A 12,791-nucleotide genomic window follows, 5' to 3' on the forward strand; every position below is an offset into this window, starting at 1 on the left:
ACCGAGTCCCGGATCTCCCAGCTGCGTGCCGAGGCGCTGGTCCTCCTGCGCGACGCCCTCAACCACGAGCTGAACCCCGAGGCGCTCGCGCCCGAGACCAAGCCCGAGGGCTGCGCGGCCAAGCGTCGCGAGAGCTACTTCGCCGCCGTCGCCGACCGGCACGCCGCCGGCGTACGCCGCCCCGTGCGCGGCGATCGGGTCAGCGTCAGCGCCTGATTTCCGTGCGGCACGCCGGTGGCGTACGGCGTGCCGCGCGGGTTCCACCCCCGCGCGACTGTCCCCCACAGTCGCAGGAAGCCCCGGTTCGATGAACCGGGGCTTCCGTCATGTCGAGCAGAGGCTCAGTGGCCGCCGGTCGCCTTGAGGCGGTCGAACGAGGCGTGCACCTCGGCCTCGGCCTCGGTGCGGCCGACCCACTCCGCGCCTTCGACGGACTTGCCGGGCTCGAGGTCCTTGTAGACCTCGAAGAAGTGCTGGATCTCGAGGCGGTCGAACTTCGAGACGTGGCTGATGTCGCGCAGGTGCTCCAGGCGCGGGTCGCTCGCGGGGACGCACAGGACCTTGTCGTCGCCGCCGGCCTCGTCGGTCATGCGGAACATGCCGATCGCGCGGCAGCGGATCAGGCAGCCCGGGAAGGTCGGCTGCTGGAGGATGACCATCGCGTCGAGCGGGTCGCCGTCCTGGCCGAGGGTGTTCTCGATGAAGCCGTAGTCGGCGGGGTACGCCGTCGACGTGAACAGGGTCCGGTCGAGACGCAGCCGGCCGGACTCGTGGTCGACCTCGTACTTGTTGCGCTCACCCTTGGGGATCTCCACCAGCACGTCGAACTCGAGCACGTCTTCCTCCGCCATCGTCTTTTCGTCGGGGCCCGCGGAGCGGGCGCCGTCCAGTCTCCCGCACAATGGCCGCAAACGCGCAGTCGGAGGGGTGAACAGTGGGACGACGTGACGTACGCCACGGCTCCCGGGTCGCCTTCTGGCTCCCGGTGCTGCTGGTGCTGGGCGTCCTCGTCGCCGCCACTACGGTCTTCGTGCTCGACGACAGCCCCGCCGAGCCCGAGACGCCCGCCGCCGTGCCCCCGCCTCCCGGCCTCGACCTGCCCGAGCTGGTCGCGCCCGCCCCGGTCGCGGAGCAGGCGGCAGGTACGCCCGACCCCGCGAAGGTGCGCCGCGCCCTCGCCGGCCTCCTCGACGACGACGACCTCGGGCCGCACGTGCTCGCGATGGTCGCCGGGCTGGACGGGACGCTGCTGTTCGCCGACGGGGCCGGCTCGGCGATCCCGGCCTCGACGCTGAAGCTGCTCACCAGCGCCGCCGCGCTGGCGACCCTCGGGCCCGACCACACCCTCGAGACCTCGGTCGTCTCGGGCGGGCCGCGGCGCGTGGTCCTGGTCGGCGGCGGTGACCCGCTGCTGTCCGCCGAGGACCTGACGAAGCTCGCCCGCGAGACCGCCACCCAGGTGACCGGCGCGGTCCGCGTCGAGTACGACGCCACCCTGTTCAGCGGCCCCGACGACAACCCGCACTGGCCGGACACCTACGTGGGGGAGCAGATCGTGTCGCCGATCCAGGCGCTGTGGGTCGACGAGGGCCGCGACCCCGACGGCTACGGCCGGGTCGCCGACCCGGCGCTGGCCGCGGCCGAGCAGTTCGCCGCGGCCCTCGGCAAGGCTGGTGTGCGGGTGGCCGGCGAGCCGACCGAGGGACTCGCGGGCGACGGCGACGTACTGACCCAGGTCAGCAGCGAGCCGCTGTCGCGGATCGTCGAGCACACCCTCGAGTACAGCGACAACGAGGCCGCCGAGGTGCTCGCCCGCCACGTCGGGCTCGCCACCGGCGGCAGGGGCTCGTTCGAGGCCGGCGCCAGCGGCGTGCTCGAGACCCTGGAGGCGCTCGGCGTACCTCTCGAGGGCGCGAAGGTGTACGACGGCAGCGGGCTCTCCCGCGAGAACCGGCTCGAGCCGGCGACGCTGACCGCGCTGCTGGAGCTGGCCGGCGCGGCCGAGCACCCCGAGCTGCGGGCGGTGCTCACCGGGCTGCCGGTCGCCGGGTTCACCGGCTCCTTGAGCGAGCGGTTCGAGGACTCGGACGACCCCGGCCGCGGGCTGGTCCGCGCGAAGACCGGCACCCTCACCGGCGTGAGCGGGCTGGCCGGGACGGTCATCGACCGCACCGGGGCGCCGATGGTGTTCGCGCTGCTCGCCGACCGGATCGCGCTGCTGGACACGCTCGACGCCCGCGACGCGCTCGACGACATCACCGCCGCGCTTGCCGACTGCCGTTGTGGAGCCGCGGGTACGGTCGCTCCATGAGCACGGGCATGGTCGACTGGTCGCTCGCGGTGTCCGTGGGGTCCCGGCTGGCCGGCGAGGGCCCACAGATCGGCCGGGCCGAGGCCGACACCGTCGTCCAGGAGCTGCGCGACGGGGCGAACCGGTCGACCGGGCTGGTGCGCGACTTCACCGGGCTGGTCGCCGCCGACCGCACCGCCCCGATCCTCGTGGTCGACCGCGCCGGCTGGGTGCAGGCGAACGCCGACGGCTTCGCGACCGTCCTCGCCCCGGTCGTCGACAAGCTCACCTCCGGTTCGAAGGCGCCGACCGGGCTCGCCCGCACGGTCGGGTCCCGGATCACCGGCCTCGAGGTCGGCGCCCTGCTCGGCTTCATGGCCGGCAAGGTCCTCGGCCAGTTCGACCCGTTCCACGCGCCCGCCGGCCGGCTGCTGCTGGTCGCCCCGAACATCGTCCACGTCGAGCGCGAGCTCGACGTCGACCCGCACGACTTCCGGCTCTGGGTCTGCCTGCACGAGGAGACCCACCGCGTGCAGTTCACCGCGGTGCCGTGGATGGCCGACCACCTGCTCGGCGAGATGCACGCGATCGCCGACAGCCTCGAGCCCTCGGGCATGCTCGAGGACGGCGTCGGCCGGCTCGCCCAGGCGCTCAAGGGCGGCAAGGACGGCGGCAGCCTCGTCGACGCGATGAGCACGCCGGAGCAGAAGGAGATCATCGACCGGGTCACCGGCGTGATGTCGCTGCTCGAGGGGCACGCGGACGTGGTCATGGACGGCGTCGGCCCGTCGGTCATCCCGTCGGTCGCCTCGATCCGCAAGCGCTTCAACAAGCGCCGCAAGGGCGTCGGCGTGCTGGACCGCTTCCTGCGCCGCGCGCTCGGCCTCGACGCGAAGATGGCGCAGTACCGCGACGGCGCGAAGTTCGTCCGCGCGGTCGTCGACAAGGCCGGGATGGACGAGTTCAACGCGGTCTGGGCCGGGCCCGAGAACCTCCCCTCCAAGGGCGAGATCGCCGACCCGCAGGCCTGGATCACCCGAGTCCTCTAGCGGTGAGTCTCCACCCGTCGATCGCCGGCGTACGCCTCGCCGTACGCCGCTCCCTCGCCGGCCTCGACGCCGGGCGGACCGTCGTCGTCGCCTGCTCCGGCGGGGCCGACTCGCTCGCGCTCCTGGCTGCCACGGTCTTCGAGGGCCGCAAGGCCGGGTGGCGGGTCGTCGGCGCGACCGTCGACCACGGCCTCCAGGACGGCTCGGCCGAGCACGCCGCGCACGTCGTCGAGCAGATGGCCGCGCTCGGCGCCGACGAGACGTTCAGCGCGACCGTGCGCGTCGAGGCGAGCGGCATCGGGCCCGAGGCGGCCGCGCGTCGGGCGCGGTACGCCGTCCTCGAGGAGATCGCCGAGCGGGTCGACGCGACCGCGCTGCTGCTCGGCCACACCCGCGACGACCAGGCCGAGACCGTGCTGCTCGGCCTCACCCGCGGCTCCGGGGGGCGGTCGCTCGCCGGGATGCGGCGCCGCTACGACCGGGTGGTCCGCCCGCTCCTCGACGTGTCCCGCGCGGACACGGTCACCGCCTGCCAGGTGGAGGGCATCGAGTTCTGGGACGACCCGCACAACAGCGACCCGGCGTACACCCGCGTGCGCGTACGCCGCACCGTGCTGCCGGTCCTCGAGGAGCACCTCGGCCCCGGTGTCGCCGAGACCCTCGCGCGCACCGCGGACCAGCTCCGCGAGGACATGGACCTCCTCGACGACGTCGCCGAGGCGGCGTACGCCGCCCTGTCCGACCTGCCCGTCGACGGGCTGCTCGACCAGGCCGCGCCGATCCGGCGCCGGGTGCTGCGGCTGGCCGCGCTGGCCGCCGGTGCACCGGCCTCGGAGCTGTTCCACGAGCACGTGCTGGCCATGGACGCGCTGCTCACCGACTGGCGCGGGCAGAAGTGGGTGGACCTCCCGGGTCACCTCCGCTGCCGGCGCAGCGACGGCCGGCTCTCGATCACGGGGCATCCAGCGGCGGAATAGCCCCTCGGTGGCCTTCAGGTGCGGCGCCGGGCTGCCGATACCCCAATCAAGCGGTTCTGAAGCGGAACCGCGCGACTTCCAGCACACTGGTTGTGCGCCACGAACCATCCGAGGGGGGCCCGATGTCCTGGCCACGTGTCACTGCCGCGCTTTTCACTGGCGCGGCCCTGCTGCTCGCGCCGCAGGTCCTGCCGGCATCCGCCGCTCCGTCGCACACCGCGGTCTCGGTCGCCAAGGCGTCCAAGGTGAGCCCTGCCCCGCTGATCCAGGGCGTCGTCGCCGACCAGTTCGGCAACAACGTCGACGGCGTGACCGTCAGGGCGACCCAGGGCTCCACCGCGGTCGCGTCCGCCGAGACGTACGCCAGCGCCTGGGCCTCCGGCCCGCAGCACGGCTACTTCTACCTCGAGGTCGGCAAGCCGGGCACGTACACGGTCACGCTGTCCAAGAAGGGCTACGAGACCGTCAAGTACTCGGGCATCGAGGTCACCCGACCCAGGCAGAAGGTCAGCCTGGGCGAGATCGGCATCGAGAAGTCCCCGGACCCGACCACCACATCGGCCGCCCTGGTCAGCCGCAGCGTCACCACCAAGGGCCGCGGTGCGGTCGTCGTGACGGTCGCGTCCAAGGCGACGAAGACCCCGGCCGGCTCGGTCGAGATCCGCGAGGGCAACAAGGTCGTCGGCTCGGGTGAGATCAAGGTCGGCAACAAGGGCGCCGTGACCGTCGTCCTCGACAAGCTGGGCAAGGGCGGGCACGTCCTGAAGGCCCACTTCCTGGGCTCCGCCACCCTCGAGTCGTCCGCCTCGAAGACGATCACCCTCATGGTCGTGAAGTCCCGCAAGTGACCTAGGCTCTCCGCCATGGACTCGTCCCACGTGGAGAACGACCTCGTCAACGTCCTCTTCACGGAGGAGCAGATCCAGGACCGGCTGCGGGAGCTGGCCGGGGAGATCGAAGCCGACTACGAGGGCCGCGACATCCTGATCGTCGGCATCCTGCGCGGCGCGGTGATGGTGATGGCCGACCTGGCCCGCAGCTTCAGCCGGCACCTCGAGATGGACTGGATGGCGGTGTCGTCGTACGGCTCCGGAACGAAGTCCAGTGGCGTCGTCCGGATCCTCAAGGACCTCGACACCGACATCTCCGGCCGGCACGTGATCATCGTCGACGAGATCATCGACACCGGCCTGACGCTGTCGTGGCTGACCTCGAACCTCACCTCGCGCAACCCGGCGAGCGTCGAGATCTGCACGCTGCTGCGCAAGCCCGAGGCGCTGACCATGCCGGTCGAGGTGAAGTACGTCGGCTGGGACATCCCGAACGAGTTCGTCGTCGGCTACGGCCTCGACTACCGCGAGCGCTACCGCAACCTCCGCGACATCGGCACCCTCGCCCCCCACGTCTACTCCTGACGGTTGAATCGGGACTTTCCGTCCGTTGAGTCGGGGGTTTCCGTCCGTTCGATCGGGAGTTCCTGCCAGCCCGGTGACCGAAAGTCCCGATTCGAGTGACGGAAACTCCCGATTCAACGTGGAGTGAACCTCGGCGGACGCTCCTGGGTGGGCCTGCGACAATGGGACCGGTGACGCCTACACGTGTACCGTCGACCGTTCCGATGAGCTCGTCCGAGAGAAGCCTGTGAAGCGCATATTCAAGGGTCCCTGGCTGTGGATCGTCCTGGCCGTGGTGGGCGTCCTGCTCGCCCTGCAGTACCTCGCACCCAACCGGGGCGGCGAGGAGATCGAGTCCTCCGAGATGGTGGACCACATCTCCGCGGGCGACGTCAAGGAGATCACCTTCGTCGACGGAGGTGAGCAGCAGATCAAGGCGGTGCTCCAGAACGGCGACAAGGTCTCCGCGTTCTGGCTCGACGGCACCCAGGCCGAGATCCAGGCCGAGGTCCAGAAGCAGGTCGACGAGGGCAACACCGAGAAGTTCACGGTCGACGTACCCAAGCCGAGCCTGCTCGGCTCGATCCTGGCGACCCTGCTCCCGTTCGCGCTGATCATCCTGCTGTTCCTGTTCCTGATGAACCAGGTCCAGGGCGGTGGTGGCCGCGGTGTCATGCAGTTCGCGAAGTCGCGGGCGAAGCTGATCACCAAGGACATGCCGAAGACGACGTTCGCCGACGTCGCCGGCTGCGACGAGGCCATCGAGGAGCTCGGCGAGATCAAGGAGTTCCTCCAGGAGCCCGCCAAGTTCCAGGCCGTCGGCGCCAAGATCCCGAAGGGCGTGCTGCTCTACGGCCAGCCGGGGACCGGCAAGACGCTGCTCGCCCGCGCCGTCGCGGGTGAGGCCGGCGTCCCCTTCTACTCGATCTCCGGCTCGGACTTCGTCGAGATGTTCGTCGGCGTGGGTGCGTCCCGCGTCCGCGACCTCTTCGAGCAGGCCAAGGAGAACGCCCCGGCGATCGTCTTCATCGACGAGATCGACGCCGTCGGCCGGCACCGTGGCGCCGGCATGGGCGGCGGCCACGACGAGCGCGAGCAGACCCTCAACCAGCTGCTCGTGGAGATGGACGGCTTCGACGTCCGCGGCGGCGTCATCCTGATCGCGGCCACCAACCGGCCCGACGTCCTCGACCCGGCGCTGCTGCGCCCGGGCCGATTCGACCGCCAGATCCAGGTCGACGCCCCGGACCTCTCCGGTCGCCAGCAGATCCTCCAGGTCCACTCGCGCGGCAAGCCGCTCGCCCAGGACGTCGACCTGCGCTCGGTCGCGCGGCGTACCCCCGGCTTCAGCGGCGCCGACCTGGCCAACGTGCTCAACGAGGCCGCGCTGCTCACCGCGCGCGGCAACCAGAAGCTGATCACCAAGGAAGCCCTCGACGAGGCCATCGACCGCGTGATCGCCGGCCCGCAGCGGCGCACCCGCCTGATGAGCGAGAAGGAGAAGCTCATCACGGCCTACCACGAGGGCGGCCACGCCCTCGTCGCCGCGGCGCTGCCCGGCACCGACCCGGTGCACAAGATCACGATCCTGCCGCGCGGCCGGGCGCTGGGCTACACGATGGTGCTGCCCGACGAGGACAAGTACTCGCAGACGCGCTCGCAGATGCTCGACACGCTCGCCTACATGCTGGGCGGCCGGGCCGCGGAGGAGCTGATCTTCCACGACCCGACCACCGGCGCGGGCAACGACATCGAGAAGGCCACCAACCTGGCCCGGGCGATGGTCACCCAGTACGGCATGACCGAGCGGCTGGGCGCGATCAAGCTCGGCGACTCCAACTCCGAGCCGTTCCTCGGTCGCGACTTCGGCCACACCCGGAACTACTCCGAGGACGTCGCCGCGATCGTCGACGAGGAGACCAAGAAGCTGCTCGCGACCGCGCACCAGGAGGCCTTCGAGATCCTCGAGGAGAACCGCGACGTCCTCGACGCGCTGGTCCTCGAGCTGTTCGACAAGGAGACCCTCGACAAGGAGCAGGTCGCGCGGATCTTCGAGGCGCTGCGCCGCCGTCCCGAGCGTCCCGCGTGGACCGGGTCCGACCAGCGCGTGCCGTCGACGATCCCGCCGGTCGAGATCCCGCAGTGGATCAAGGACCGCGTGGCCGCGAACGGTGCGGCGAGCAACGGCGAGGAGTCCGGCGCGATCCTGACGCCGCCGGGGTCCGGTGGCGACGTGCACGGGGACCCGGGCATCGGCGGTGGATCGGGCCAGTCCCCCGAGCTGCCGCCGCGATGACCGACTCCATCCGCCCCGACGGCCGGGGCCCGCACGAGATCCCGCCGTTCGACCACGCGCGAGCCGAGGCCGCCGTGCGCGAGCTGCTGTACGCGATCGGCGAGGACCCCGACCGCGAGGGGCTGCACGACACCCCGGCCCGGGTCGCGCGGGCGTACGCCGAGCTGACCGCGGGTCTGCGGATGGCCCCGGAGGACGTGCTGACCACGACGTTCGACCTCGGCCACGACGAGATGGTGCTGGTGCGTGACATCGAGCTGTGGTCGATGTGCGAGCACCACCTGGTGCCGTTCACCGGCGTCGCGCACGTCGGCTACATCCCGGCCGAGACCGGCAAGATCACCGGGCTGTCGAAGCTGGCCCGGCTCGTCGACCTCTACGCCAAGCGCCCGCAGGTGCAGGAGCGGCTGACGACCCAGGTCGCCGACGCGCTGATGGACCTCCTCGGCGCCCGCGGCGTCATCGTGGTGGTCGAGGCCGAGCACCTCTGCATGACCATGCGCGGGGTGAAGAAGGCGGGCGCGCGCACCATCACCTCCGCCGTACGCGGCTCCATGCGGTCGAACGCCTCCACCCGCGCCGAGGCGATGGCGCTGATCCACCGCGCTGGCTAGCGCAGCCCTCAGCCCAGCGGCTCGGACTCCACCTCGAAGTACTCCTGGTACTCGCGCACCCGCTCGCGCAGGACGTTCTCGTCGAGGCCGGTCTCGCTGAAGGAGTAGCGCTTCAGGCTGCCGCCCTGGTCGCCGGGGTGGGCGGCGAGGAACGCGCGCATCCGGGACTCCGCCTCGGCGGTGAGCTCGAGGCCGATCTCGTCGTAGATCCGGCCGACCGCCCCGATCAGGTCGTGGCGGATGTCCTGGTAGCGCACGTCGACGACCTGCCCGGGCCCGAAGAGCCCGTCGCGGCGGGCCTGGAGGGCGCGGTCGAGGCCGACGGGGATGTCGTCGCCGTACTGCTCCGCGAGCCGGGTGACCTCGAAGTGGTCGGTGGTCATCTCGCGCAGGCTGGCGCCGAGGGCGCTGATCGACGCGATCACCTTGAGCGGGTCGCGGTGGGTCTGGATGACCACGGCGTCCGGGTACTCCGCGAGCAGCGCCGGCAGCGCCCACAGGTGCGCGGGCGACTTCAGCAGCCAGCGCTCGGCGTGGTGCTCGGACTGCAGGTGCTGGAGGAAGCGGCGGTGCCAGCGGTACGCCGGCGCCATGTCCGCCTCGTGCAGCAGCCAGCGGTTGTACGCCGGCACCTCGAACTGCAGCGAGTGCTGCATCGACCGGAAGTCGCTGGTGAAGATCCGGACGTCCTCCTGCGCCAGGCGCGCGCCGAGCTCGTGGAACGCGGTGAAGCCGGGGATGAACGACTCCACCAGGTCGAAGCCGGCCTGGCACTCGTCGATGCGCGGGTCGGTCCAGAACGTCTCCGTCCGCGGGGCCGGGACCGGGCGCTCGAGCTCCCAGCTGATCGGGGCGCGGTTGGCCGGGTCCTGCGCCATCAGGTCGTGCAGGATCGTGGTGCCGGTCCGGGGCTGGCCGACGATGACGATCGGGCGGCGTACCTCCTGCGCGGCCACCTCGGGATGCTCCGCGCGCCAGGCCTCGATCCGCAGCCGGTTGGCGAGGTCCCCGACGATCCCGTCGTCGGCGACACCGACGCCGATCTCGTTGAGCCGGGCGCTCTCGGCGAGCGACTCGAGGTAGATGTCGAGCCCCTCGTGCCAGCTGTCCGACCCGAAGTCGTCGTGGCCGGCGGACTCGATGGCGGCGGCGACCAGCCGGTCGCGGCGCTCTGCGGTGGTGATGACCGTCACACCGCGGATAATACGGGCTCTCAGTCGGGTGTCCAGGGGGTGCGGACCAGTACCACTAGCGTTGACCCATGCCCACGACCCCGCTGCTGATGGGCGTCGTCAACGTCACGCCGGACTCGTTCTCCGACGGCGGCCGCTGGCTCGAGCCCGCAGCCGCCGTCGCCCACGGCCGCGAGCTGCTCGCCGACGGCGCGGACATCCTCGACATCGGCGGCGAGTCGACCCGCCCGGGCGCGACCCGGCCACTGGTCACCGAGGAGCTCGGCCGGGTGATCCCGGTGATCACCGCGCTGGCCGCCGAGGGCGCGGTGGTCTCCGTCGACACGATGCGCGCCGAGGTCGCCGCGGCCGCGCTCGCGGCCGGCGCCACGATCGTCAACGACGTGTCCGGGGGGCTGGCCGACCCGGGCATCCTCGAGGTGGTCGCCGCGAGCGGAGCGACGTACGTGGCGATGCACTGGCGCGCGCACGCCGACCACATGCGTGACTTCGCCGTGTACGACGGCCCTGGTGGCGTCGTGCAGGCGGTCCGCGACGAGCTCGCGGCGCGGGTCAAGGCGATCCTGGCGGCCGGAGTCGCTCCGGAGCGCATCGTGCTGGACCCGGGGCTGGGCTTCGCGAAGCGTGCCGAGCACAACTGGGGGCTGCTGCGCGAGCTGGACGCGATCCAGGGCCTCGGGCACCCGCTCCTGGTGGGTGCGAGCCGCAAGTCGTTCCTCGGTAGTCTCCTCGCCGACGGCGGGACCGCCCGTCCGGTCGACGGGCGGGAGCACGCCAACACCGCCCTCACCGTGCACCTCGCGCAGCGCGGAGTGTGGGGCCTGCGGGTGCACGACGTACGCGCTGCCAGCGACGCCCTCCGGGTCGTCGAGCAGCTGAGAGATCAGGGGTGACGATGGTCGACGAGCTGAGCGTGACCGGCATCGAGTGCTACGGCCACCACGGCGTCTTCGAGTTCGAGAAGCGCGAGGGCCAGATCTTCGTGATCGACCTGGTGCTCGGCATCGACACCAGCCCCGCGGCGGCGTCCGACGACTTGCAAGACACCGTCGACTACGGGAGTCTCGTGGCCTCGGTGAAAGCCGCCGTGGAGAAGGATCCGGTCGACCTGATCGAGACTCTGGCCCAGCGGATCGCGGACGTCTGCCTCTTGGACGGTCGTGTTGAATGGGCGCGGGTCTCCGTTCACAAGCCGGACGCACCCATCGACGCGACGTTCTCGGACGTCGTGCTGACGATCACCCGGAAACGCGAGGGCCGCCGTGACTGAGACCCCCAACCCCAACATCATCGATGCGGACACCCTGACGGGGGAGATGCGCCCGATCCGACGGGCGGTGCTGGCGCTGGGCTCGAACCTCGGGGAGCGGCTGGCCAGCCTCCAGGGTGCCGTGAACGCGCTGGCCGACACCCCGGACGTGTGGATCACCGCCGTGTCGCCGGTCTACGAGACCGAGCCGGTGGACTGCCCGCCGGACGCGAAGACGTTCCTCAACGCCGTCGTGCTGATCGACACCACCCTGGCCGCGACGCGTCTCATGGACCGCGCCCTGGCGATCGAGGACGCGTTCGAGCGTGAGCGCAGCGAGGTCAAGAACGCGCCGCGCACCCTGGACGTCGACCTGATCGTGGTCGGCGACCGGCGCAGCAACGAGGACTTCCTCCGCCTCCCGCACCCGCGGGCCGGCGAGCGCGCGTTCGTGCTGCGTCCGTGGCTCGACCTCGAGCCCGACGCCGAGCTGCCCGAGCGCGGCCCGATCGCCGACCTGCTCGACCAGGCCGACCAGAGCGGCATGAAGCTGCGCGACGACCTGGTCCTCCAGTTCCAGTGACCCACTGGTGAGCGCCGACCCGTCCGGCGAGCCGCCGGGTGGGCGGCTGAGGCCGACCTCCGCGGGAGCCCTGACCGTCTGGGGCCTGATCGGCCTGGTCGGCGGCTGGGTCCTGCACCCGCTCGCCGAGCGGATGCGCGACACCGCGCCGATCGTCACCTGGGCGCAGCCGCTCGCGCTGGTCCTGGTCGCCGCGATCCTCGGCGCCACGGCGTTCCTCACCTGGCGCACGATCCACGTCCACGACCAGCGCCTCGAGCCGCAACAGGCCGTGAACCGGCTGGTGCTGGCCCGGGCCTGCGCGCTGGTGGGTGCGCTGGTGGCCGGCGGCTACCTCGGCTACGCCCTCAGCTGGGTCGGTGTGGACACCGAGCTGGGGTCCCAGCGGGTGTGGCGATCGGTCGTGGCTGGTCTAGCGGGCATCGCCATCGTGATCACCTCGCTGCTCCTCGAGCGAGCGTGTCGCGTCAAAACGGACGAAAATGAGTCCTAACCTGCCTGTATGTCTTCCCCACAGGCACGTCCGTCCGCGCGCAACCGGCGCCGGCAACGCAGCACCCGCCTGACCCTCGCAGCCGTCCTCGTGGGCGTCGCCGCGGTGGTCGTCGTCGGCGCGATCGCGAGCGGTACGCCGCTCCTGGTGTCGATCGCCGCCGTCCTGGCCGTCGTACTCGGCGCGGCCGCGTCCCGCATCACCTACTCCGAGCTGGTCACGGCGCGGCGCGAGGCCGCACGCGACCGGGCCGCGCAGGCCCAGGCCTACCGCGACATCACCGTCGAGCGGACGGCTGAGAACGCCGCGTTCGTCGAGGAGATGCAGTCGCGGCTCGAGCTGCACGAGGGCATCATCGTCGAGCTCGAGGACGCGCTCGCGGCCGCGCAGCAGCGCGCCGGCGACGCCGCCCGACGGCTGGCCGCGGAGACGCGTCGGCACAAGGCGGCCGAGCAGGACAGCCGCGACTCGGCGATCCGGCTCGAGCAGAGCCGCGCGGGTGCCGAGGCGCGCGCCAACGCCGCCCAGATGAAGGTCGCCGAGCTCGAGCAGCAGCTCGACGTCGTGCGCTCCGAGCTGGAGACGGTGACCGCCGCGTGGCAGGCCGCCGAGGCGCACAAGCGCGTCATCTGACGGACCCGAGACGCGTAACA

At 71.7% G+C, this 12,791-nt stretch carries 14 protein-coding genes and 1 pseudogene; 13 read left to right on the forward strand and 2 right to left on the reverse strand.

All coding sequences use genetic code 11. The annotated features are described in order from the left end of the window. Window positions 1–216, forward strand: a pseudogene (locus tag MJ604_RS00005) (FliA/WhiG family RNA polymerase sigma factor); the annotation flags it as partial. Between the two features lie 125 nt (window positions 217–341). Here the strand turns inward: MJ604_RS00005 and MJ604_RS00010 are convergent. After that, window positions 342–851 carry an inorganic diphosphatase gene (locus tag MJ604_RS00010; RefSeq protein ID WP_243056225.1) on the reverse strand — a complete coding sequence of 170 codons (510 nt, stop codon included), beginning with the start codon at window positions 849–851 and terminating at the stop codon, window positions 342–344. A gap of 83 nt (window positions 852–934) precedes the next feature. Here MJ604_RS00010 and dacB point away from each other — a divergent pair, with 83 nt between their 5' ends. The 7 genes from dacB to folE all read left to right on the forward strand — a co-directional run bounded on the left by dacB (window position 935) and on the right by folE (window position 8,620). Beyond that, entirely contained in the window at window positions 935–2,311 is a 1,377-nt protein-coding gene (gene dacB, locus MJ604_RS00015; RefSeq protein ID WP_243056226.1) for a D-alanyl-D-alanine carboxypeptidase/D-alanyl-D-alanine-endopeptidase, read from the forward strand. Beyond that, complete coding sequence (locus MJ604_RS00020; protein WP_243056227.1) at window positions 2,308–3,339, forward strand: zinc-dependent metalloprotease; 1,032 nt, start codon at window positions 2,308–2,310, stop codon at window positions 3,337–3,339. The genes dacB and MJ604_RS00020 overlap by 4 nt, the downstream gene beginning before the upstream one ends. A 2-nt stretch (window positions 3,340–3,341) precedes the next feature. Further along, window positions 3,342–4,316 carry a tRNA lysidine(34) synthetase TilS gene (gene tilS, locus MJ604_RS00025; RefSeq protein WP_243056228.1) on the forward strand — a complete coding sequence of 325 codons (975 nt, stop codon included), beginning with the start codon at window positions 3,342–3,344 and terminating at the stop codon, window positions 4,314–4,316. 122 nt (window positions 4,317–4,438) lie between these two features. Next, window positions 4,439–5,164 (forward strand): Ig-like domain repeat protein, encoded by a 726-nt coding sequence (locus tag MJ604_RS00030; RefSeq protein ID WP_243056229.1) that lies wholly within the window; start codon window positions 4,439–4,441, stop codon window positions 5,162–5,164. Between the two features lie 15 nt (window positions 5,165–5,179). After that, window positions 5,180–5,731 (forward strand): hypoxanthine phosphoribosyltransferase, encoded by a 552-nt coding sequence (gene hpt / locus MJ604_RS00035; RefSeq protein ID WP_243056230.1) that lies wholly within the window; start codon window positions 5,180–5,182, stop codon window positions 5,729–5,731. Window positions 5,732–5,957: 226 nt separating this feature from the next. Next, on the forward strand, window positions 5,958–8,006 hold the full coding sequence (gene ftsH, locus MJ604_RS00040) for an ATP-dependent zinc metalloprotease FtsH (RefSeq protein WP_243056231.1): 2,049 nt from the start codon (window positions 5,958–5,960) through the stop codon (window positions 8,004–8,006). Next, the gene (folE, locus tag MJ604_RS00045) at window positions 8,003–8,620 is read left to right on the forward strand and encodes a GTP cyclohydrolase I FolE (RefSeq protein ID WP_243056232.1); all 618 of its coding nucleotides are present in this window, start codon (window positions 8,003–8,005) and stop codon (window positions 8,618–8,620) included. The genes ftsH and folE overlap by 4 nt, the downstream gene beginning before the upstream one ends. Window positions 8,621–8,628: 8 nt before the next feature. Here folE and MJ604_RS00050 read toward each other — a convergent pair whose 3' ends face one another. Continuing rightward, entirely contained in the window at window positions 8,629–9,813 is a 1,185-nt protein-coding gene (locus MJ604_RS00050; RefSeq protein WP_243056233.1) for a sulfotransferase, read from the reverse strand. 68 nt (window positions 9,814–9,881) lie between these two features. Here MJ604_RS00050 and folP point away from each other — a divergent pair, with 68 nt between their 5' ends. Genes folP through MJ604_RS00075 form a run of 5 tightly spaced genes read left to right on the forward strand, consistent with a single transcriptional unit; the run spans window position 9,882 to window position 12,771 of the window. Then, window positions 9,882–10,706, forward strand: a complete 825-nt coding sequence (gene folP, locus MJ604_RS00055) for a dihydropteroate synthase (RefSeq protein WP_243056234.1) — start codon at window positions 9,882–9,884, stop codon at window positions 10,704–10,706. 2 nt (window positions 10,707–10,708) lie between these two features. Further along, entirely contained in the window at window positions 10,709–11,083 is a 375-nt protein-coding gene (gene folB / locus MJ604_RS00060) for a dihydroneopterin aldolase (RefSeq protein WP_243056235.1), read from the forward strand. Continuing rightward, window positions 11,076–11,645 carry a 2-amino-4-hydroxy-6-hydroxymethyldihydropteridine diphosphokinase gene (gene folK / locus MJ604_RS00065; RefSeq protein WP_243056236.1) on the forward strand — a complete coding sequence of 190 codons (570 nt, stop codon included), beginning with the start codon at window positions 11,076–11,078 and terminating at the stop codon, window positions 11,643–11,645. Before folB ends, folK begins: the two co-directional genes overlap by 8 nt. A gap of 7 nt (window positions 11,646–11,652) precedes the next feature. Beyond that, entirely contained in the window at window positions 11,653–12,138 is a 486-nt protein-coding gene (locus tag MJ604_RS00070; RefSeq protein WP_243056237.1) for a DUF3180 domain-containing protein, read from the forward strand. A 9-nt stretch (window positions 12,139–12,147) separates the two neighbouring features. Further along, window positions 12,148–12,771 carry a hypothetical protein gene (locus MJ604_RS00075; protein WP_243056238.1) on the forward strand — a complete coding sequence of 208 codons (624 nt, stop codon included), beginning with the start codon at window positions 12,148–12,150 and terminating at the stop codon, window positions 12,769–12,771. Window positions 12,772–12,791: the final 20 nt, after the last annotated feature.

It is taken from the genome of Nocardioides sp. SR21 (assembly GCF_022761125.1).
In the GTDB taxonomy this organism is placed as follows: Bacteria; Actinomycetota; Actinomycetes; order Propionibacteriales; family Nocardioidaceae; genus Nocardioides.